General features: G+C 68.5%; 20 protein-coding genes. 12 read left to right on the top strand and 8 right to left on the bottom strand.

Annotation, left to right across the window (positions count from 1 at the left end; genetic code table 11):
* Positions 1 to 4 precede the first annotated feature (4 nt).
* The 4 genes from K2224_RS27200 to K2224_RS27215 all read left to right on the top strand — a co-directional run bounded on the left by K2224_RS27200 (position 5) and on the right by K2224_RS27215 (position 4,014).
* On the top strand, positions 5 to 985 hold the full coding sequence (locus K2224_RS27200; protein ID WP_221909212.1) for a Gfo/Idh/MocA family protein: 981 nt from the start codon (positions 5 to 7) through the stop codon (positions 983 to 985).
* On the top strand, positions 985 to 1,749 hold the full coding sequence (locus K2224_RS27205) for an NAD(P)-dependent oxidoreductase (RefSeq protein WP_221909213.1): 765 nt from the start codon (positions 985 to 987) through the stop codon (positions 1,747 to 1,749). Before K2224_RS27200 ends, K2224_RS27205 begins: the two co-directional genes overlap by 1 nt.
* A 293-nt stretch (positions 1,750 to 2,042) precedes the next feature.
* On the top strand, positions 2,043 to 2,702 hold the full coding sequence (locus K2224_RS27210; protein WP_221909214.1) for a response regulator transcription factor: 660 nt from the start codon (positions 2,043 to 2,045) through the stop codon (positions 2,700 to 2,702).
* 61 nt (positions 2,703 to 2,763) lie between these two features.
* Complete coding sequence (locus K2224_RS27215) at positions 2,764 to 4,014, top strand: TrmH family RNA methyltransferase (RefSeq protein ID WP_221909215.1); 1,251 nt, start codon at positions 2,764 to 2,766, stop codon at positions 4,012 to 4,014.
* Here the strand turns inward: K2224_RS27215 and rfbB are convergent.
* The 4 genes from rfbB to K2224_RS27235 are packed head-to-tail and all read right to left on the bottom strand — an operon-like array spanning position 4,001 to position 7,851.
* Positions 4,001 to 5,041 carry a dTDP-glucose 4,6-dehydratase gene (rfbB, locus tag K2224_RS27220; protein WP_221909954.1) on the bottom strand — a complete coding sequence of 347 codons (1,041 nt, stop codon included), beginning with the start codon at positions 5,039 to 5,041 and terminating at the stop codon, positions 4,001 to 4,003. The two genes, K2224_RS27215 and rfbB, sit on opposite strands and share 14 nt — an antisense overlap.
* 5 nt (positions 5,042 to 5,046) lie before the next feature.
* Positions 5,047 to 6,117 carry a glucose-1-phosphate thymidylyltransferase gene (locus K2224_RS27225; RefSeq protein WP_221909216.1) on the bottom strand — a complete coding sequence of 357 codons (1,071 nt, stop codon included), beginning with the start codon at positions 6,115 to 6,117 and terminating at the stop codon, positions 5,047 to 5,049.
* Positions 6,114 to 7,151, bottom strand: a complete 1,038-nt coding sequence (locus tag K2224_RS27230) for a ketoacyl-ACP synthase III family protein (protein WP_221909217.1) — start codon at positions 7,149 to 7,151, stop codon at positions 6,114 to 6,116. Before K2224_RS27230 ends, K2224_RS27225 begins: the two co-directional genes overlap by 4 nt.
* A gap of 37 nt (positions 7,152 to 7,188) precedes the next feature.
* Positions 7,189 to 7,851 (bottom strand): class I SAM-dependent methyltransferase, encoded by a 663-nt coding sequence (locus K2224_RS27235; protein WP_221909218.1) that lies wholly within the window; start codon positions 7,849 to 7,851, stop codon positions 7,189 to 7,191.
* Between the two features lie 215 nt (positions 7,852 to 8,066).
* Between K2224_RS27235 and K2224_RS27240 the strand changes: the two genes are divergently transcribed.
* Positions 8,067 to 9,278 carry a cytochrome P450 gene (locus K2224_RS27240; protein WP_260693372.1) on the top strand — a complete coding sequence of 404 codons (1,212 nt, stop codon included), beginning with the start codon at positions 8,067 to 8,069 and terminating at the stop codon, positions 9,276 to 9,278.
* Between the two features lie 56 nt (positions 9,279 to 9,334).
* Here the strand turns inward: K2224_RS27240 and K2224_RS27245 are convergent, their stop codons facing one another.
* Positions 9,335 to 10,168 (bottom strand): SDR family oxidoreductase, encoded by an 834-nt coding sequence (locus K2224_RS27245; protein ID WP_221909219.1) that lies wholly within the window; start codon positions 10,166 to 10,168, stop codon positions 9,335 to 9,337.
* Positions 10,169 to 10,244: 76 nt separating this feature from the next.
* Between K2224_RS27245 and K2224_RS27250 the strand changes: the two genes are divergently transcribed.
* From K2224_RS27250 to K2224_RS27260, 3 genes are read left to right on the top strand one after another with little or no spacing between them, the layout of a single operon-like run.
* Positions 10,245 to 10,709: a MarR family winged helix-turn-helix transcriptional regulator gene (locus tag K2224_RS27250; protein WP_221909220.1), complete on the top strand. Its 465-nt coding sequence runs from the start codon at positions 10,245 to 10,247 to the stop codon at positions 10,707 to 10,709.
* Positions 10,706 to 11,725: an ABC transporter ATP-binding protein gene (locus K2224_RS27255; protein ID WP_221909221.1), complete on the top strand. Its 1,020-nt coding sequence runs from the start codon at positions 10,706 to 10,708 to the stop codon at positions 11,723 to 11,725. The genes K2224_RS27250 and K2224_RS27255 overlap by 4 nt, the downstream gene beginning before the upstream one ends.
* Entirely contained in the window at positions 11,722 to 12,540 is an 819-nt protein-coding gene (locus K2224_RS27260; RefSeq protein ID WP_221909222.1) for an ABC transporter permease, read from the top strand. The genes K2224_RS27255 and K2224_RS27260 overlap by 4 nt, the downstream gene beginning before the upstream one ends.
* Before the next feature lie 20 nt (positions 12,541 to 12,560).
* On the opposite strand, the gene K2224_RS27265 is transcribed toward K2224_RS27260, so the two are convergent.
* Genes K2224_RS27265 through K2224_RS27275 form a run of 3 tightly spaced genes read right to left on the bottom strand, consistent with a single transcriptional unit; the run spans position 12,561 to position 15,281 of the window.
* On the bottom strand, positions 12,561 to 13,868 hold the full coding sequence (locus tag K2224_RS27265; RefSeq protein WP_221909223.1) for a glycosyltransferase: 1,308 nt from the start codon (positions 13,866 to 13,868) through the stop codon (positions 12,561 to 12,563).
* A gap of 29 nt (positions 13,869 to 13,897) precedes the next feature.
* The gene (locus tag K2224_RS27270) at positions 13,898 to 14,818 is read right to left on the bottom strand and encodes a TIGR03619 family F420-dependent LLM class oxidoreductase (RefSeq protein WP_221909224.1); all 921 of its coding nucleotides are present in this window, start codon (positions 14,816 to 14,818) and stop codon (positions 13,898 to 13,900) included.
* 37 nt (positions 14,819 to 14,855) lie between these two features.
* A complete protein-coding gene (locus tag K2224_RS27275; RefSeq protein ID WP_221909225.1) occupies positions 14,856 to 15,281 on the bottom strand; it encodes an ester cyclase in 426 nt (141 codons plus the stop codon).
* Between the two features lie 340 nt (positions 15,282 to 15,621).
* Here K2224_RS27275 and K2224_RS27280 point away from each other — a divergent pair, with 340 nt between their 5' ends.
* The 4 genes from K2224_RS27280 to K2224_RS27295 all read left to right on the top strand — a co-directional run bounded on the left by K2224_RS27280 (position 15,622) and on the right by K2224_RS27295 (position 19,556).
* Positions 15,622 to 16,656, top strand: a complete 1,035-nt coding sequence (locus tag K2224_RS27280) for a methyltransferase (protein ID WP_221909226.1) — start codon at positions 15,622 to 15,624, stop codon at positions 16,654 to 16,656.
* Between the two features lie 56 nt (positions 16,657 to 16,712).
* Positions 16,713 to 17,375: a methyltransferase gene (locus tag K2224_RS27285; protein WP_221909227.1), complete on the top strand. Its 663-nt coding sequence runs from the start codon at positions 16,713 to 16,715 to the stop codon at positions 17,373 to 17,375.
* Between the two features lie 34 nt (positions 17,376 to 17,409).
* Entirely contained in the window at positions 17,410 to 18,642 is a 1,233-nt protein-coding gene (locus K2224_RS27290) for a cytochrome P450 (RefSeq protein ID WP_221909228.1), read from the top strand.
* 62 nt (positions 18,643 to 18,704) lie between these two features.
* Positions 18,705 to 19,556, top strand: coding sequence for a bifunctional 2-polyprenyl-6-hydroxyphenol methylase/3-demethylubiquinol 3-O-methyltransferase UbiG (locus tag K2224_RS27295; protein ID WP_221909229.1), 852 nt, complete (start codon positions 18,705 to 18,707; stop codon positions 19,554 to 19,556).
* The last annotated feature ends 25 nt before the right edge of the window (positions 19,557 to 19,581 follow it).

Genomic DNA, 19,581 nt, shown 5'->3' on the forward strand with positions numbered 1-19,581 from the left:
TCGCATGGTTCGGTTCGGAGTGCTCGGCACGGCCGACATCGCCCGGCGGCGTACGGTGCCCGCCGTACTCCGCCACCCCGGCTGCTCGGTGACAGCCGTGGCCGGCCGGGACCCGCGGAAGGCGGACCGCTTCGCCCAGGAGTGGCGGTGCGCCACCGCGCCGACGTACGAAGCGCTGCTCTCCCGCGATGACGTCGACGCCGTCTACATCCCCCTGCCCACCGGTCTGCATCACCCGTGGGCCGCCGCCGCCCTGCAGGCGGGCAAGCACGTTCTCGTGGAGAAGCCGATGGCCGCCACGGCCGACGAGGCCGCCGATCTGGTCGCCATGGCCCGTGAACGCGATCTGGCGATCCGAGAGAACTTCGCCTTCCTCCACCACCGGCAGCACCGCACGGTGCGCTCGCTGCTCGCCGAGGGCCGGATCGGACAACTTGAGGAGTTCCACTCGGCGTTCTGCATCCCGCCGCTCGAGGAGGGGAACATCCGCCATCGCGCCGATCTGGCGGGAGGCGCCCTGCTGGACACTGGCGTGTATCCCGTCCGCGCGGCCCAGATGTTTCTGGGCAATGATCTCGAGCTGATCGGCGCCGTGCTGCGGTATGACCGCACGCTGGGTGTGGACGTGGGAGGCACGGCCCTGCTGCGGTCTGTGCAGGGCATCGCGGCGACCCTGACGTTCGGGATCAGACATGCCTACGGCTCCGGCTACCGGCTGTGGGGCAGCGCCGCCCGCGCCGAGCTGTCGCGAGCCTTCACGCCGCCGGGGACGTGGACACCGTCCCTGCGGCTCGCGTCCCCGCCCGAAGCCGAGGAACTGCCGCTGCCGGCGGACGATCAGTTCGCCAACGCCGTCGGCTCCTTCGCCTCGGCGGTGCAGGGGATGGCGCAGGGGGAGGAACGGGCGGGCTGGGGCGCCGATGCCGTCCGCACGTTGGAGATCGTCGACGCGATCCGGCGGCACGCACGGCGGGAAGAGCTCTGATGCGCATCATCGGACGGGGGTTCATCGCCCGGCACATGACGGCGGTGGGCGACCGCCATCCACACGTCACCCTGCTCGCCGCCGGAGTCTCCAGCACCCGTGTCACCGATCCGGCCGAATTCGCCAGGGAGGCCGCACTGGTCAAGGGCGAACTGGCCCGCGCTGCGGACCGCGGAGGCATGGTGGTCTTCCTCTCCACGGCCTCGTCGTCCTTGTACGGCGTGCGCAACGAGCCGGCCCGGGAGGATGCCGAGCCGCACCCGCTCGACGGGTACGGGCAGCACAAGCTGTCCTTGGAAGAAGAAGTGCGGACCGCAGGAGCCGACTGGCTGATTCTCCGCCTCAGCCACGTGGTCGGTGTCGGCCAGCGTGAGCACCAGCTGTTCCCCTCACTGTTGCGGCAGATGCGGTCGGGCAGCGTGTCCCTCCACCTGGGGGCGAGCCGGGATCTCATCGATGTGACGGACGTGCGCACCGCACTGGACTCACTGCTGCGGCAAAAAAATCGCAATGAGGTCGTCAATGTTGCTTCAGGGATTCTGTATCCGATGGAAAAGGTTGTGGCTGGTATTGAGTCACGTCTCCGCGTCACCGTCCACAAAAACCTGATTCAGGCCCCTCCGTCCGGAACATCGGTCTCCATCGACAAACTCCGGCGACTGCTCCCCGTGTGGCCGTTCAGCTTTGGACCCGACTATACGGAGCGACTACTGGACGCCTATACGGAAAGTTACGAGCCCGACACTGGCCGCTTGGGCAAGTGAACATTCAATCAGTGTCCGGAAATTATCCCCTCGTCACATCCTCCCAGTCATAATTTAATGTTAGTGTTCGATATCGAGAACCAGCGGTGACAACCTCTGCCGCCGCTCTTCAGGTACGGGGGACAAAGACATCTTGCGACCGCGAGGACAGGCGCAGTCGACATGCACTGCGCGCACCGGGACTGACCGTCCGGAGCCTGTTTTGGGCTCTCCCCGCCAATACTCCCCCGCTTCCTGCTTTCCAAGTTGCGTCTTCTCCACGCGCTTGGCCGGAAGAATATGGGGGATAGTGGATGACCACCGAGGCAATCGCTCCGTCGACGCAGGCTGCCGTTGTGGCAGACGATCACCCCGTGGTGCGTCACGGCGTCCGGTCCGTACTTGAGAAGTGCGGCCTGGTCGTGACCGCTGAGGCGGCCAATGCCGACGAGCTTCGACAGACGGTGCAACTATGGCGGCCAAGCCTGCTGGTGGCAGACCTGAGCCTCCAGGACCGGTGGATCATCACCGAAGTCGCCGACATCTCCTTGTCATTCCCGAACTCCCGAATCCTGGTGCTCACGGAATGCCTGGATTCCACCATCGCCCAGAAAGTGATGCAGGCCGGAGTACACGGCTACATCAGAAAGGGCGCGCCGCTGACGCAGCTCTCGTCCGCGGTCGGTACGGTGATGACAGGCGGGATGTACCTTGATTCGGCCGTCGGAAAGACGGTCCTGTCGGGGAAGGAAAAGGGAGTCGTGTCCTCGCTGACCGCACGCGAGCAGAAAGTTCTCGCGCTGATCGGCGCCGGCCTGACGAACATGCAGATTGCCCGACGCATCCACGTCAGCCTCCGGACGGTGGAAGCCCATAGGGCGAGCATCAAAACGAAGACCGGGCTGCGCGACCGCAGCCAATTGAGTGCTTTCGCCCGTGAGGCAAAATTGGTCAATCTCATGGAAGTACTGTGACGATCGGCCCACCGCGGACAAGTGGCCGCTCGCCACACTGCGGATGTGAAAGGATCTCGATGTGAGCTTCCCCACCATTCAATCAATCAAGGATCCGCGCATCGCAGAAGCGAGAACACTGCTGACCCGGGCCGGTCGCCTCGCCGCTGGACGATGCCTGCTGGAAGGCGCAAGCCTCATCCAGCAGGCCCTGGTCGGCGGGGCACGACTGCGGTACGTCATGCGTGCCATCGATGCGACGGACCCCGAGCTCGAGTCCGCACTCGCTACCGCCAGCGTTCCCGTCCATGAGGTGCGCAACGGTCTGCTGCCGAAGGCAGTGGGCGGGTCCAAGCCGGTTTCCTGGGTCGCCCTCGCCGACTTGCCCGCGGAGGTCGCGGCGGACAGCGAGTGCAGCGATTTCGCCCTGGTCTGTGAGGGGATCGCCGACCCCGGCAACCTGGGGACGCTGGTGCGCTCCGCACGAGCACTCGGGGTGCGAGACGTGGTCCTGACCGACGATCAGACAGACCTCGGCTCCCGTAGGGTACTGGATGCGGCCCGGGGTTCAGTGCTGACCAGCCGGATACGCCGTTTCACCACCCCTGCCGCTGCCGTGAAGCAGCTCAAGGCGGCCGGCTATCAAGTCGTCGCCACCAGCCCCCGGGGCACCCATCTGCAGACCATGGCCCCGCTGCGCAATGGACCTGTCGCGCTCGTCATAGGCAATGAGTCCGCGGGGGTGAGCGAGGAAACGCTCGACGCCGCCGATCTGATCGTGCAGATTCCCATGGCCGGCGGCGTCGAATCGCTCAACGTCGGCGTGGCAGCCGGTATCAGCATCTATGAATTGCGGGCCAAAATGATCCTCACCATGCTTACGGAACACATCCGCGGCACGCTCGGCCGCGAGCTGAACGTCACCGCCCGCCTGGTGCGGGCCGCCCTCGACACCGAGTTGCGCAAGATCGGTGATCTCGACAGCCGGCAGATGGTGGCACTCATGGTCGTGGCATGCGAACGTTCCACCCCCCTGGCCGAGTTGCGCCGCGACATCGGCGCGGATACTGAGGAATTGACCGAGGTGCTGCGTCCGCTTCTGGACCGCGGCTACCTCGTCTCGGAATCGGCCGACGCCGTGTCTATCACCGCGGTCGGTGAGCAGGCGCTGGCGGCGATGTGGTCGTCCCAGGAGCGGGTGGAGGAGGAACTGCTCGCCGGCATGTCCTCCGGTGAACGTGACCAGCTACGCGACATGCTGCGCCGCGTACAGGCCAACGCGTCCCGGCTCTGCGAGTCCCACGAGCAGACCGGCCAGGTCACTGACCGCTGACGGCCAACTCCTCGTAGCCACCAGCTCTTTGGCCGGGTGCGCGTCCGTCCGGGCCGTCGTCCTGTCTCCGGATTCCCCGCTGGATGTCCCGGTGCCAGGCGACGGTCTCGGCCAGCCCTTCCTCGATCCGGCGGCGCGGCTGGTAGCCCAGTTCCGTGCGGATTTTGGTGATGTCGATGGCGTAACGCCGGTCGTGTCCGGGCCGGTCGGCGACGTGCTCGATCATGTCCGGCGCCGCTTCGCACAGCGCCACCAGAAGCTCGGCGAGCCGCAGGTTGCTCAGGTCGGTGCCGCCGCCCACGTTGTAGCACTGACCTGCGCGGCCACAGGTGCGGGCCAGTTCGATGCCCTGGACGTGGTCGTCCAGGTGAAGCCAGTTGCGGACGTGCAGCCCGTCCCCGTAGAGGGGGACCTTGCGCCCGGCGAGGAGTTCCGTGACGAAGCGGGGGACCGCCTTCTCCGGGTGCTGCCACGGTCCGTAGGTGTTCGATCCCCTGGTGATGCGTACGTCCAGGCCGTGCGTGCGGTGGTAGGAGAGGGCCAGCAGGTCGCCGGCGGCCTTGGAGGCGGCGTAGGGCGACGACGGCGCCAGCGGTGCTTCCTCCGTGCAGGAGGCGGACTCCGTGGATCCGTAGACCTCATCCGTGGACACCTGGACGAACGTCCGGGTGCCGTGTCGCAGTGCCGCATCGAGCAGGGTGTGGGTCCCCAGCACATTGGTGCGGACGAACGCCTCGGCAGAGCTGATGGAACGGTCGACATGTGACTCTGCCGCAAAGTGCACGACCTGATCGTGAGTGCGCAGGAGTTCGTCCACCAGCGGTGCGTCGCCCACGTCGCCCTGGACGAAGGTGAAGCGCGGGTCGTCGCATACCGGCGCCAGGCGTGCCGGGTCACCCGCGTACGTCAGCTTGTCCAGCACGGTCAGCCGGATCCGGGACGAGCTGCCGGGGGCGAGCAGGGTGCGCGCATAGTGCGAGCCGATGAATCCGGCCCCGCCCGTGACGAGAATGTGCTGCGTGGTCATGGTGGTCATGAGGAGATCTGCACCTTGCTGTGGTCGCCGAGGAAGAGACGGTGGGCTGCGGGCATCCGGGGCGCCGGTCTGACCTCGACCTCGTGTCCGATGAGGGATCCTTCGATGCGGTGTACCCCTTCCAGCGAGGCGCCCCTCAGCATGATCGAGTATTCGATGCCGCTGCCGACGACACTGCTCTGCTCCGCGAGGCTGGTGTACGGACCGACGTAGGAGTCGATGACCGCGGCGTCACGGCCGATCACGGCCGGGCCCACGATCCGGGAGCGGCACACCGTCGCGCCAGCCTCGATGTGTACCCGGCCGACGATCTGGCTCTCGGCGTCGACCGCACCGTCGATGCACGGCTGAAGGCCCTCCAGGGCAAGGCGGTTGGCCTCCAGGATGTCGAAGATGTTGCCGGTGTCCTTCCAGAAACCGCGGACCGGTAGCGAGCCGACCTGCCGGCCTTCGTCGATCAGCCACTGGATGGCCCCGGTGATCTCCAGCTCGCCCCGTGCCGACGGGACGATCGAGTCGACCGCCCGGTGAATGGCCGGCGTGAAAGCGTAGACGCCAGCGATCGCCTGGTCGCTCTTGGGGACGGCCGGTTTCTCCTCCAGTCCGTGGACCCGCCCGGTCCGGTCGTCGACCACGGCCACGCCGAAGGCGCTGGGGTCCTCCACGCGCGCGAGCAGCAGCATGGCGTCGGGGCGTTCCCGGCGGAAGGCGTCGACGAGTTCGGGGACACCACCGTCGACAAAGGTGTCACCGAGGTACATCAGGAAGTCCTGGTCGGCGAGGAAGGCACGGGCCACCAGCACCGCGTGTGCCAGGCCCCCGGGGCGGTCCTGGGGGATGTAGGTGATCTGCAGCCCGAACCGCGAACCGTCACCCACCGCCTTGCGGATGTCCCCGGCGGTGTCGCCGACGATGACGCCGACATCCGTGATGCCGGCCGCGGCGATTGCTTCGAGACCGTAGAAAAGAACCGGTTTGTTGGCCACGGGAACGAGCTGTTTGGCGGATGTGTGGGTGATCGGCCTCAGGCGTGTGCCTGCGCCGCCCGCCAGGACCAGTGCTTTCATACCTGCCACTCCCACGGTGCCCGGACCGTCCCGGTCATTTCGATGACGGCAGCGGTGCAGGTGTAACCGGCTCCACCAGCGTAGGGCAGTACCCGACCCCCCGGCGCGAGATTCCCCTCCTCCAGGAGGTGGGCCAGGCCCCCGAACTGGTCCCCCGTTCCCAGGTGTCCGGTGCGCCGGCCGAAGTCCCAGGTCGTGCGCTCCTCGGGCAGGCCGAGCAGGTGGTGGAACTCATAACGGCCGTTCCCCCGGTGGGTGGCCGGCAGTACCGCACAGGCGTGGTCGTCCACGGACGTGTCCGCGTCCGCCAACGCACTGTCGGCACTACGGCTCAGCAGCCGGTCGTCCGAACCGTCGGAGGCGGGCGACGAGGCGTAGTCCTCGGCCCGCTGGAGCAGGGGAACGGGGACCTTGCCGCCGGGTGCGTCGGCGAACAGTTCGTTGCCCCGGCCGGCCGGCCCCAGTGTGTTGTCGGCGAGGGTCACCGTGGCCAGGAGGCGCGCGAACCTCGCGCGGCTCGACAACAGCAGTGCCGTTTCGCCCTCGCCGTAGGCGCACACCTCCTGGGAGTTCCATCGGTCGATGGCGGGAGCGGCGAACCGGTCGCCGGTGGTGAGCAGCGCTGTAGTGACTGCCGAAGGGCCTGCGGTGAGACATGCCGCGGCCATCTCCAGGGTGCCGAGACGGGGGTTGGACCGCTGCTGGACGTCGAAGGCAACGGGGTGGGCGCCGACCGCGCCGGCCGCCACATAACTGGCCGCGACCCACATGTCCAGGCCCTGGAACCACAGTCTGCTGTGCAGCACTAGGCGGATGTCCTGGGGATCCAGGCCGGATTGGCGTACTGCCGCCCGCCCCGCGCGGACCGCGAGGTCGGCCGCCGCTTCATCGGATGAGACGCGTACCGAGACGTAGTCGAGCTGGGCCCGGCGCTCGGCCGTCATGCGGCCGGCCGCCACGTCGGACTCCGCGGAGGCCGGGGACGCAAGCGCCGTACCGACCGCGGCCACGTACAACTCCTGCTTCCAGTGCATGGGGAGCTCCTGAGCTCTGGGGAACGTGCATCGCTGATCACTCGGCGCGACGGCGCCACAGGCAGTACCAGCCGTAGGGTGTGGCGGCGTCCTTGTCCGGAGCCGCACTGCCGAGCTCCATGTGCTCCACCTGAAATTGGGAGCCGAAGGCTTCCCACAGGTCGGTGCTGGAGACCCCGAACGTCCGCACGAAGTGACTCGCCGCGTCCGCCTCCAGCTGCCCGAGGCGCTGGCTGGAGACGCAGCGCAGGACGTAGAGGCCATTGGGGCGCAGCACCCGCGCGATGCCCTCCGCGAACCGTGCACGCTCGGGCGCGCGCAGGCAGTGGAAGCAGCCTCGGTCGGTTACGGCGTCGAACTGGCGGTCTTCAAAGGGGAGTTCTAGGACGTCGGCGACGTGCCAGTCAACGGTGTACCCGTACACCTCGGCGAGCGCCCGGCCACGCTCGACGGCCCGCGGCGCGATATCGACGGCAGTCACGTCGAAGCCCGCGCCGGCGAGGTACACCGATTCCGAACCGACGCCGCACCCTATGTCCAGTACGGAGCCGCCCTGCGGGAGGGCGCCGGACCGCACCAACTCCACGAGTTCCGGAGCGGCCGTAGCCGTTGTCCACTGCTGTTCGGACGGGTCCGTGTTTTCGTAAGCCTGGAAATAGTAGTCACGAATTTCCTGCCCGGAGCTGCTGATGGCGTTCATGTTCCCTGCCTTGGCAATATGACGGGTCGGCCCTTGCGATTCTTCGGCCGCCGAACAGACCGGGTCAAGCGGCGCCGGCAATTCCTGCGGCAATCCCGCGCAGTGTGTATCGGGTTCCCGCACCACGGTTGCATTCCGGCCGGATGCGCTCGTGCCGGGTCATAGTCTGCGACACAGGTTCGGACTGTCCCGAAGGCGACGCAAGGGAGCTGACAGTGTCTGAGGCCGAAACGGATGCACCGGAAACGGACGTGGCATTCCTGCCGACCAGGCGGCGTTGCCCGCTGGATCCACCCGAGGAGTACCGCCGCATCCGCAAGGAGGGTGCGCCGTGCCGGGTGAAACTACCAGGGGGCCAGGAAGGCTGGCTGGTCACGCGGTACGCCGATGTGCGCGCGGTCCTGGCGGATACGCGGCTGAGTTCGCGTACGCACGGGGTGGCGCCAGCGGAGGGTGATGGGCCCGCCTGGATACCTCCCGGCATGTTCATCCTGATGGATCCCCCGGAGCACACCCGCTACCGCCGGCTACTGAACGAGGGGTTCTCCGCGCGCCGTATCCGGAAGCTGAAGCCGAGGATCGAGCAGATCGTCGAGGACCGTCTAGCGGCGATGGAGCGCCTGGGCGACGGTCCGGTGGACCTGGTCCGCGAGTTCGCGCTGCCGATTCCGTCCCTTGTCGTCTGCGAGCTGCTGGGAGTGCCGTACGAGGATGTCGCCGAATTCCAGCGCACGTCGTCGACGCTGCTGTCGCTGGAGGGCGATGCCGAGGTCGATGCGGCGCGGGACGCGGTGTGCCAGTTCATCCACCGCCTCGTGGTCGCCAAGCGCGACCGGCCGGCGGATGACCTCCTCAGCGAGCTGATCACGGCGGGCGGGACACAGCCGCCGTTGACCGACGAGGAACTGGTCGGCATGGGCACGCTGCTGCTGGTGGCCGGGCACGAGAGCACGGCGAGCATGCTGTCGCTCGGCGTGCTGACCCTGCTGGAGCACCCAAAGTGGCTCGCCGCACTGCAGGCCGATCCGGACGGTGCCGAACGCGTCGTTGACGAACTCCTGCGATATCTGACGGTATTTCAGTTCGGGCTGTTCCGCACCGCTCAGGAGGACATGGAGCTTTCGGGCGCGGCGATCCGGAAGGGGGAGACGGTGGTGGCCTCCCTGGCGCCGGCCAACCGCGACGCCGACCGGTTCCCCGACCCGGACGTTTTCGATCCGGCGCGGCGGCGCGGGAGGCACCTCGCCTTCGGCCACGGGGTGCATCAATGCGTCGGCCTGCAGTTCGCCAGGGTCGAACTCGCCGTCGCCCTAGGCGCGTTGGTCCGGCGATTCCCGAAGCTGGCCCTTGCCGCTCCCGCGGAGCGGCTGCGGTTCCGCGAGGACGCCGTCGTGTACGGCGTGGAAGAGCTGCCGGTCAGGTGGTGACCCGGGGGTGGCGGCGGTTCCCACCGGTGGGCCCGGTGGGAACCGCCGCCACCCGATCACCGGAAGTCGTCGACGTGGTCCGCCAGCCAGTCCTCGAAGCTGAGCGCGGGACGACCGGTCAGTTCCCGTACGGCGTTCCCGGCCTGTGACCACGGTGCCTGACTGTCCCTCAGTGCGTCCAGTGTGGCCGCGGCATCGGGACCGCACCACGCGAAGTACCGCAGTGCCGTCTCCTGCGGTACCTCCTCGAAGCGCAGCGGACGGCCGAGCGCCCCGCCGATGAGCCGGGCCTGTTCCGCGGCACTGATCCGTTGGGCGCCGGTGACGCGGAGCACCCGGCCTTCGTGGCGGGGCTCCGTCAGGGCGCGCGCGGCCACCTCGGCAAGGTCTTCCGGGGCTACGGGTGCCGTGACGACATTGCCGTACAGGGCCCGGACCACACCGTCGGTCCGGATGCCATCCGCCCACTCCAGAGCATTCGACGCGAAGGCACCTGCACGCAAGAACGTCCAGGACAGCCGGCTCTCCCGCACTATCCGCTCGCCGGCGGCGTGCCAGCGCCCGATGGTCTCGAGCGGCTCGCCTTCCACGCTCAGCGAGGACAGCAGCACCAGCCGCCGGACGCCGGCCTGTTCGGCCGCAGTGACGAGTCCGGCCACGTGATCGGGCATCCGGGAGGCCCGGGTCGCCACGAAGACGCTATCCACCCCCCGCAGCGCGGCCTCCAGTGAATCGGGCAAATCCAGGTCCCCCGCGACCGGCTGCACGCCGTCGAGGCCCAGCAGCGCATCCGGTTGCCTGCTCAGCGCGCGGACCGGCACACCGCGCTGCACCAGCTCCGGGACCAGCGCCCGGCCGACGTTCCCCGTGGCTCCCACTACCAGAATCATCCCACTTCCTTTCACAGGCTAATCATCAGGCACCAAATCATTTGCACCTTGATTGTTTGGCCCCTATGCTTCCACCATGCCACTCCGCGACGAACTCCACGCCGACCTTGAGCAAGCGGCACTGCCACACCTGGTCTCCCTCGCCGGACACGTGGTCAGTCGCAAATGGGACCGCCTGGCCAGCCGTCAGCACGGCGTCTCCGCAGCCGGGGTGAACGTCCTGCTCGTCCTCACCCGGGGCGAGGCGACGCATCGGGGAATCGCCCGCCGCTGCTGGGTGCACCCGTCGACCCTCACCGGAGTCGTGGACACCCTGGAACGGGACGGACTCGTCAGCCGTCACCGCTCGGAGCAGGACCGGCGCCAGGTGCAGCTGACGCTGACCCCGCAGGGCGAGAAGACCATAAGAGACATCGGCGAGGAGATCCGCGCCGAATTCCCGCCGACCGACATCGAGCAGGACGAAGCGTCGGTAGCCATCGTGCGTGCCTTTCTGATCGAACTGATCACGAAGAACTACAGGGAGGAGCAGGGCCGTTGACCCAAGAACTCCGCGTCCCACCACAGACAGCGGCAGCCGCCCCGGCGCGCGCCGCGGTCGAGGTGCGCGACCTGGTGAAGAAGTACCCGAAACGCGCCGTCAACGCAGTCGACGGACTGTCGTTCACCGTGGCGCCCGGAGAGGTGTTCGGCCTGCTCGGCCCGAACGGCGCAGGAAAGAGCACGACGCTGGGCATACTGACGACCCGGATCGTCCCCACGAGCGGCGCGGTGTTCATCGGCGGCGTCGACGTATCCTCGTCGTCCGTCGAGGCGCGCTGCCGACTCGGCGTCGTACCGCAACATAACAACCTCGACCGCTCGCTCTCCGCCCGGCACAACCTCCTCTTCCACGCGGCGTACCACGGTGTGCCCCGTAAGGTGCGCCTCGCGCGCGCCGATGAGCTGCTGGACGTGTTCGGGCTCGGCGACCGGGCGGAGGACCGCGTCGACTCGTTCTCCGGCGGCATGGTGCAGCGCCTGATGATCGCCCGTGCCCTCATCCACGAACCCGAGGTTCTCTTCCTTGACGAACCGTCCACCGGGCTCGACCCGCAGGCCCGCCTCTTCGTCTGGGACCGTGTCGAGGAACTGCGCAGCCGGGGCGTGACCATCGTGCTGACCACGCATGACATGGAGGAAGCCGCGGAACTGTCCGACCGGGTCGCCATCGTGGACCACGGCAGGATCCTCGCCCTGAACACACCCGAGGAGCTCGCCCGCACCCTGGGCGGCCAAGCCGTCCTGGACATCACGGTGAACGTCCCCCAGAACGGCATCCCCGACGGTCTTCTGACCAGCCTCTGCGACCTGGACAGCGTGCAGCGCGTCGAATGCACGGACGCCTCCGCCACCGCCACGGATCTGCGCCTGTACACCACACAGGACCCTGCCGCGGTGCTCGTCCCGGTGACCCGGATGCTGGCCGACAGCGGAACGCCGCTGTCCGGCGTCCGCGTCGGCAGGCCCACCCTTGAGGACGTCTTCATTCAGCTCACCGGAAGGGGACTGCGATGACCGCCGTGCACCCCGCAGCGGTACCGGCCGGCCGCAAGAGCCCGCGGGCAGGCACGGTCTTCCTGGCCGTGCTCAGTCGCGATGTATTCGTCACCACTCGCCGGGAACTGGGCGTGTTCCTCAGCCAGGTCACAGTGCAGCCGCTGTTCATGCTGTTCGTGTTCGTCAAGGTCCTGAGTGGCATGAGCTACGTCGGCAAGGACTTTGGCGATGTGCTGCTGCCCGGGGTCATCTCCATGGCCGGCTTCGTCGCCGCCTTCCAGACGGTTGCCCTCCCTCTCATCATGGAGTTCGGCTACACGAAGGAGATCGAGGACCGGCTGCTGGCACCCATCCCGCTCCGCCTGCTGGCGGTGGAGAAGATGGTGATGGCAACGCTCCGTGCCGTGTTCGCCGCTCTCCTCATGTATCCGCTCAGCGCGCTGGTCGCCGGCTCCGCTCCCTGGCGGGCGGCCGGCCTGCCTTGGATGCTGCTCTGCCTCGTGCTCGGCGGCTGGGCCGGCGGAGCCATCGGCCTGATCCTGGGCACCGCGCTCCCACCGCAGCGGGTGAACATCATGTTCGCCTTGATCCTCACGCCGCTCATGTTCACCGGAGGGATCCAGTACCCATGGCCGTCGCTGGACGGCATGCGGTGGTTCCAGGTGGTGACGGCGCTCAATCCCATGACGTACCAGAGCGAAGGACTGCGCGCCGCTCTCGTGCCGTCCGTCGACCACATCCCGCTCAGTGTGAGCCTGGGTGTTCTGCTGGTCATGGACATCGCCCTGACGGCCCTGGGGATCCGGGGGTTCCGGCGGCGCGCCCTGGGCTGAGGGCGGCCGTGCGGCCCGCATCACGGCGTGGGCCGCGGGCTGCCGGGCGCCGGGTGGCCGGCGTCCGGCGCCAGGCCGGCGAGTTGCGCCACGAGCGATTCGGGCGGCGGGAGGGCATCGTTGCGCTGTCGGAGCCTGAGCGCGGCGGCGCGGTAAGACGCCTGCGAGAGCAACGTCTCGAGCGCCGCGCGTACGGAGTCCACGGTGGCGGCGTGGTTCTCCACGGCGACCGCGATTCCGGCCGCCACGAGGCGCTCCGCGATCAGCGGCTGGTCAAAGCCGCACGGCAGGCACAACTGGGGGACACCGGCGGCCACGGCGGTCATTGCGCTGCCGCCACCCGAGTAATGGACCACGGCGGCACAGCCGTCGAGGACGCGATGCAGCGGAGCACCCACCAACGGTATTACGGAAGGTGGCAGTTCACCGCAGTGCGCCAACTCCTGCCGGCCGATGAGCAGCAGCACCTCCACCCCCAGTTCGTCCGCCGCCTGCAGCACGGCCGGCACCCGCAGGGAGTCCGGCCCGAAAGCGCGATACACCGAACGTCCCCACACCACGCAGATACGTGGCCGGGCCGATCGGGCCGGCAGGTCATTCACGTCCCCCGGCCCGTTGTACGGCGCGTACCGAGCCGGGAGCCGGAGGACGCCGGGCACAGCAGCCTGGGCGAGCGGCTCGGGGCAGGGGTCGATGACGACGGCCCGGCGTGCCGAGTCGCCGACGGCGCCGCCGGTCCCGTGCAGGCCGTGCCGGGCGAACGCCCCGCTCAAGTCCCGCGGAAGGAAGTCCCGGCTGCGGCGCTCCGGAGCACAACCGATCGGGCCCCACCGGTCCGCAGGGCCGACGGGGCCCCACAGGTGCATGACGGCGGGCACACCTGTGAGGCGCGCTGCGAACGGCCCCTCCGCGCTCAGTAGATCGTGGACGACCACGTCCGGGACCCAGTCCCGGACGAAGTCCGCCGTCGCGTCGGTACTCGCCCGGTGCAGCTCGGTCAGGGCGGGCTCGGTCGCGCCCCACCACTGGGGGAAGTCGAACCGCTCGGGGTCCGCAAGGGGCTCCCCGGTGTCGGGGTGCAGCGGCGGCGACGCGTACGGCCAGGCACCTTCGTACGCGCTGAGCAGGTTGCCCAAGCGGGCCTTGACGAGCATGTCCATCGAGGAGAGGACGGGGACAGCCCGCAGACCCGCTCGGGCGAGCGCGGCAGCCTGCGACGCGTCGCACAGGACCCGGACGCAGTGCCCGGACCGCTCCAGGGCCCGCCCCAGCGGGACCATGGGATCGTAGTGTCCCGGCCAGGCCGAGACGGCGAAGAGTACGCGCACGGTGATGTTCTCCCCTCCGCGCCGACGGGTCAGTCGGCTCGCAGCCGATCGAGCAGACTTCCGGCCACGTCCAGGAACTCCTCGGGCGACCTCACGGTCATCTGCAGATCGATGAGGGCCTCCTCCGCGCCCGCCTCGGCGCCGGCGCGCAGATATGCGGCCACGGACTCCACGGTGTTCCCGGCCGGATGGCGCGGGGCGGAGGCGGGTCCGAGCACCGGGTTGGTCCGCAAGACCATCCGAAGGGCCTCGGGATCACGGCCGGCCTCGGCGGCAGCCCGCCGCACCGCGGACCACATGTGTCCCAGCACCGGAACGGGCAGATCCGCCGGCAGCCAGCCGTCGGCCCGCCGCCCCACCCGCGCCAGCGCCGACGGGTGGAAGGCCGCCAGGTAGACGGGCGGGCGAGGACGCTGCACCGGCCCCAGCTCGACGTGGGACGGCGGGACGCTCCACAGCCGCCCCTTGTGCTGCGCCGGACCGTCCTCGGCCCAGAGCGCATCCAGGACATCGAGGACCTCCTCGACCCGCTCGCCCCGGCCCTCGTAGGGAACTCCGATGGCCTGGTACTCATCCCGCGACCAGCCCAGACCGAGCCCCACATCGAGCCGGCCGCCGCTGAGCCGGTCCACGGAAGCCAGTGTCCGTGCAAGCAGAACCGGCGGATACCAGGGCGCGACAAGGACGTTGGTGCCCAGGCGGACGCGCTCGGTGACCGCCGCCACGGCTCCGAGGACACTGACCGGGTCGAGGAAGGCCCGGTACTCCCGCGGTATGGGCCCGGGGCCCTCGGGAGTCGAGTACAGGCTCCGCGGTTCGACCGGGACCAACGCCCGGTCGCCCACCCAGAGGCTGTCGAATCCGGCCCGCTCGGCGGCACACGCCAGTCGCGTCAGGTGGAGGGCATCGGCAAACGGTCCGTACTGCGGCAGCGCCAGGCCTATGCGCATCGTCGCGTACTCCTTCCGGAGGTGGGAATCTTCTGGCTCAGGGCTGCAGGCCGAGCTGCTGCATCAGGCTCAGCCGGTCGAAAACCGCACTCCAGCTCACGATCCGCCCGTCTCGGACCTCAACCTTGTCCACGGCCCGCCAGCGCAGCTTCTTGCCCGTCGGCTCAATCCGCTGCCCGTTGGGGTGGACCAGCGCACCGCTGTGGGTCCCGGCGAAGAAGAGCTCCACGGCGATGGCGGAGCCGTCGGCGGATTCCACCTCGGAGACCACCTCGCGGCGGAGGTCGGGATAGGCGGCAACGTGCCTGGTGAGCACACCCTTCGCATAGTCGCTGCCGGTACCTTCGGTGGTGGAGGTACGGAACACCGCGTCGGATGCGAAGAGTTCGTCCAGCTGGTCGAGGCTCCCCGCCTCCACCGCTGTCCAGACCGCATCCCACAGTTTCTTCGCGGTGGTGGCCATCGATATCACTCTCCTAATGCGCTGTCATTCCCTTCGCCACAGCATGAAATTGCCGGAACGCATATTGGCGGGAGCGGGTTGTACCGCGCTCACGTGCGGGTTATCCGCAACGGCACGGCGGTTCCCCATCAGATTGTCGCCCAGGTGATTCGTAGCGGCGCAGAAGCGATTGACAGTGCTCGACGGGAAATTGCAGAGTGCCAATGCGCACAGCGCCAATGCACCGCCAATGCACCGCCAATGCACTCGGCGTCAAATGCGCACAGCACCGGATGAGATGAAGCCCGGGGCAATTAATTCGCACCGCCCAACCATTCTTCGCCGACCTCGGAGGTCTGCCATGTCCACAAGCTCCGCGAGCACGGCCACGGTGGGGAAAGACCCGCTCCCCGTCCTCGAACTGGCGATGGCTTTCTACGGCTCCCGCGCCTTGATGAGCGCGCTCGAACTGGGGGTCTTCACCGCGCTGGCGGAGGGTGCCGTGGACCGTACCGTCCTGGAGGAGAAGCTGGGGCTGCACTCCCGCACCTCGCGGGACTTCCTCGACTCCCTGGTGGCCCTGGGACTGCTGACCCGCGAGGGTGGCGAGTACGCCAACTCGGCTCTCGCCCAGCGCTTCCTGGTGCGCGGCACGGACCCCTACGTCGGCGGCTTCGCCGAGATGGGCAGCGCCTCGCTGTACCCGCTGTGGGGCAAGCTGACCGACACCCTGCGCACCGGCGACCCGCAGATCCCGGAGGACAGCAACTTCTTCGAGGGCCTGTACCGGCGCCCGGACGCCGCACGGAAGTTCATGGACGCCATGGACGCCTTCAACGCCGACATCGCCGCCACGCTGGACGAACTGGCTGACTGGGAGTCCTACGCCACCCTGACCGATGTCGGGGGCGCCCGGGGTGACCTGGCCGCACGGCTGGTCACCGCATATCCGCAGCTCTCCGCGGTCTGCATGGACCTGCCCGGCGTACGCGCCCTCTTCGATGAGCGGGTGCGGGAGGCAGGCGTGGCGGACCGGGTCACCTTCCACAGTGCCGACTTCGTGTCCGACGCGCTGCCAGCGTCGGACGCCTACATCTTCGGCCACATCCTTCACGGCCGGGACCTTGACCAGCGACGCGACCTCGTCGCCAGGGCCTATGCCGGACTCAACCCGGGCGGCAGCCTGTTCATCTACGACCGCATGATCGACGACAACCGGGACACCAAGGTCCTCAGCCTGCTGGGCAGCCTGGGAATGGCCCTGGTGTCCCGCATCGGCAGCGAGTACACGCCGTCCGACTGCCGGTCATGGCTGGAGGAAGCCGGGTTCCAGGTCGTCGACGTCCGGCCACTCGCCGTCACGGACACCATCATCGTTGCCCGTAAGCCCTCCTGACCCGCAGGTCACGACAACCGGACGGTCCCGCCCCCCGAAGAAGAAGGACGGTCACGATGGACGACGACGCCGAGGTGATGGCAGGCCAGGAGGTCTACTCGGAACGCGTCTTGAAGTTCTATGACCTTCTGGTGCTCCGTCTCACCAGCAGTTTCGTGTGGCGGTGTCCTCCAGGTGTCATGGCCCGCCTGCATGAGCGGAATCTGGGCGAGCGCCACCTCGAGCTGGGTGTCGGTACGGGGTACTTTCTCGATCGGGGACGGTTCCCCGTACCACGGCCCGCCATCGACCTGGTGGACCTCAACCCGGATGCGCTGGCCCACGCCGCACGCCGGCTGGCCCGCTACCGCCCCGGGGTGCACCGCGCCAACGTCCTCGAGCCGCTGCCGGTGCCGGATGGGACGTTCGACTCCGTCGGCATGAACCTGCTGCTGCACTGCCTCCCCGGAGGCAGTCTGCGGGCCAAGGAGTCCGTGGTGAAGAACGCGGCGACCGCTGCCCGCAAAGGCGGCCGCGTCTTTGGCAGCACGATCCTGGCCGAGGGCGTCGAGGTGAATCCGGCCGCGCGGGCGATGCTGCGCAACCACAACGAGCGGGGCATTCTCCAGAACGCCGGTGACAGCCTTGCGGATCTCCAGTGGGTATTGCACGAGCACCTCACCGATGTCGTGATCCGCGTCCGGGGCTGCATAGCGCTGTTCGAAGCCACCGCGGGCTGATGGCCGGACGCCACCCGAGAGGAACCTCCACCACATGACCGACCACGACGAGGTGACGGTCGCCGCCGGAGGAGCGGCGCAGCCAGCCGTGCGGCGCTTCCCCTTCAACGTGCCACCGCAGCTGACGGCCCCGGCACCGGATACGTATGCCGACCTGCGGGAGAACGATCCGGTGCATCGGGTCGAGCTGCCGTACGGGGGGCAGGCATGGCTGGTGACCCGGTACGCGGACGTCCGAACCGTGCTGGCCGACCCGCGCTTCAGTCGCACCGCGGCGTCGCGGCCGGAGGCTCCACGTTTCGAACCCGTACCACCGCCTCCCGTCGGGGTATTCGTCTCCGACCCCCCGGAGCACACCCGGCTCCGTTCCCTGGTGGCCACGGCCTTCACGCGTCGCCGGGTCGAAGCCTTGCGACCTGGGGTCCGGGCGTCCGTACAAGCGCTGATCACGCGGATGGAGGAGGCCGGTCCGCCCACTGATCTCGTGACGGACTTCGCTCTTCCGCTGCCGGTCGCGGTGATCTGCGACCTGTTCGGTGTACCCGAGGGCGACAGGACTCGCTTCCGGCAGTGGTGCGACGCGCTGCTGTCGACGACGTCCATGACTGAGGAGCAGATCCACTCCTCCCGCGGCCAACTCTTCGGCTATCTCTCCTCGTTGGTGGCGCAGAGGCGCCGGGACCCCGCCGACGACCTGCTCAGCGGGCTCGTCAAGGCCCAGGTGGAGGACGATCGCCTCACGGAGGAAGAACTCGTCGTCTTCTCCGGTGGGCTCCTAGTGGCCGGCTACGAAACCAGCGCGAGCCAGCTCGCCAACTTCACCTGCCTGCTGCTGCGCGACCCCGAGCGCTGGAAAAAGCTGAGCGCGGGAGCGGAGCAGGTGGAGACGGTGGTCGAGGAACTGCTGCGCTATGTGCCGTCGCTGGACATCGGGGGGTTCACCCGGGTCGCGACGGAAGACATCGAGCTGAGCGGTGTCCTGGTACGGGCCGGCGAGACGGTCGTGCCCGTACTCGGCTCCGCCAACCGCGATGCTTCCGTCTTCGCCGAGCCGCACCATCTCGACCTGACGCGCGCGACCAACCCTCATATCGCCTTCGGATACGGACCGCACCGCTGCATCGGTGCGCAACTCGCCCGGGTCGAGTTGCAGGAGGCGTTCACCGCGCTGCCCGGCGCCTTCCCCGGACTGCGGATCGAGGCCGAACCACGCTGGAAGACGGGGACGATCATGCACGGGCTGGCCTCGCTCCCCGTGTCCTGGTGAACCGCCCCCGCCCCCACGCCGCCGCCACACACCACAGCCCAGCAGGCCAGGAGGAACAGAACATGATCGCCCGTAAGACACTTCCAGCACCGTACGCCGACTTCAACAAGAGCACCGGCGCTCCCGGTCGGCACATGTCCCAGGACGGCCTCACGCCCCAGCAGCGGCTGGCGGCCCCTGACCCTCGGACGTTCGGCTTCTTCGGCTTCCAGGTTCCCAGCGACACCCGTACCTTCGAGTACCCGTTCGCCGCCACCCGCATCGACGCGGGGCAGGGGCTGCGGGTCCTGGACGTCGGCGGCGGTCTGTCCGGACTCCAGTTCCTGCTGGCCCAGCGCGGCTGCAAGGTGACCACCGTTGACCCGGCGGCGCGCCAGTCGCCCTGCGCGGAGGAAGCCGGAGAGGCGGGAGCCCGGTTCTCTCCGGGCTACTGGATGGCGCTGAAGCCGGCCGATCACGCGCGGATCAACGAGCTGTTCGGCACCGAGGTGGAACTCGTCGCCGATGAGATCCAGCACTGGGACGGGCCCTCCGGCGTATTCGACCGGGTGGTGTGCCTGTCCGTGCTGGAACACGTCGGTCCGGCCGAGGCGCGCGAGATGGTCACGTCGATGGTCGACCGTCTCGCCCCCGGTGGCCTGCTGCTGCTGACGGTGGACCTCTTCCTCGACCTGGAACCGTTCGGCGTACTGAAGGAGAACGTCTGGGGACGCAGCCACGACGTCCACCAGCTGCTCGCCGGTCTCCCCCTCACGCTGAAGGAAGGGGACCGGCAGGAGCTGCTGGGCTTCCCGGAGTTCGACCGGGAGAGGGTGGTGCGCCTGCTGCCGGAGCTCCTGGTGGGCCGGCACTACCCGGTCATGACGCAGGCACTCGTCCTGGAGAAGACCTCCGCAGGCGTCGCTTTCTCCTGAAGAAACCTCCGGCCGTACCGTCAAA

It is taken from the genome of Streptomyces sp. BHT-5-2 (genome assembly GCF_019774615.1).
In the GTDB taxonomy this organism is placed as follows: Bacteria; Actinomycetota; Actinomycetes; order Streptomycetales; family Streptomycetaceae; genus Streptomyces.

Coding starts and splice junctions, on each gene's coding strand:
- K2224_RS27200 (WP_221909212.1), top strand. CDS start 5: ATGGTTCGGTTCGGAGTGCTCGGCACGGCCGACATCGCCCGGCGGCGT.
- K2224_RS27205 (WP_221909213.1), top strand. CDS start 985: ATGCGCATCATCGGACGGGGGTTCATCGCCCGGCACATGACGGCGGTG.
- K2224_RS27210 (WP_221909214.1), top strand. CDS start 2,043: ATGACCACCGAGGCAATCGCTCCGTCGACGCAGGCTGCCGTTGTGGCA.
- rfbB (WP_221909954.1), bottom strand. CDS start 5,041: ATGACCACGCAGCACATTCTCGTCACGGGCGGGGCCGGATTCATCGGC.
- K2224_RS27225 (WP_221909216.1), bottom strand. CDS start 6,117: ATGAAAGCACTGGTCCTGGCGGGCGGCGCAGGCACACGCCTGAGGCCG.
- K2224_RS27230 (WP_221909217.1), bottom strand. CDS start 7,151: ATGCACTGGAAGCAGGAGTTGTACGTGGCCGCGGTCGGTACGGCGCTT.
- K2224_RS27235 (WP_221909218.1), bottom strand. CDS start 7,851: ATGAACGCCATCAGCAGCTCCGGGCAGGAAATTCGTGACTACTATTTC.
- K2224_RS27245 (WP_221909219.1), bottom strand. CDS start 10,168: ATGATTCTGGTAGTGGGAGCCACGGGGAACGTCGGCCGGGCGCTGGTC.
- K2224_RS27250 (WP_221909220.1), top strand. CDS start 10,245: ATGCCACTCCGCGACGAACTCCACGCCGACCTTGAGCAAGCGGCACTG.
- K2224_RS27260 (WP_221909222.1), top strand. CDS start 11,722: ATGACCGCCGTGCACCCCGCAGCGGTACCGGCCGGCCGCAAGAGCCCG.
- K2224_RS27270 (WP_221909224.1), bottom strand. CDS start 14,818: ATGCGCATAGGCCTGGCGCTGCCGCAGTACGGACCGTTTGCCGATGCC.
- K2224_RS27275 (WP_221909225.1), bottom strand. CDS start 15,281: ATGGCCACCACCGCGAAGAAACTGTGGGATGCGGTCTGGACAGCGGTG.
- K2224_RS27280 (WP_221909226.1), top strand. CDS start 15,622: ATGTCCACAAGCTCCGCGAGCACGGCCACGGTGGGGAAAGACCCGCTC.
- K2224_RS27285 (WP_221909227.1), top strand. CDS start 16,713: ATGGACGACGACGCCGAGGTGATGGCAGGCCAGGAGGTCTACTCGGAA.
- K2224_RS27290 (WP_221909228.1), top strand. CDS start 17,410: ATGACCGACCACGACGAGGTGACGGTCGCCGCCGGAGGAGCGGCGCAG.
- K2224_RS27295 (WP_221909229.1), top strand. CDS start 18,705: ATGATCGCCCGTAAGACACTTCCAGCACCGTACGCCGACTTCAACAAG.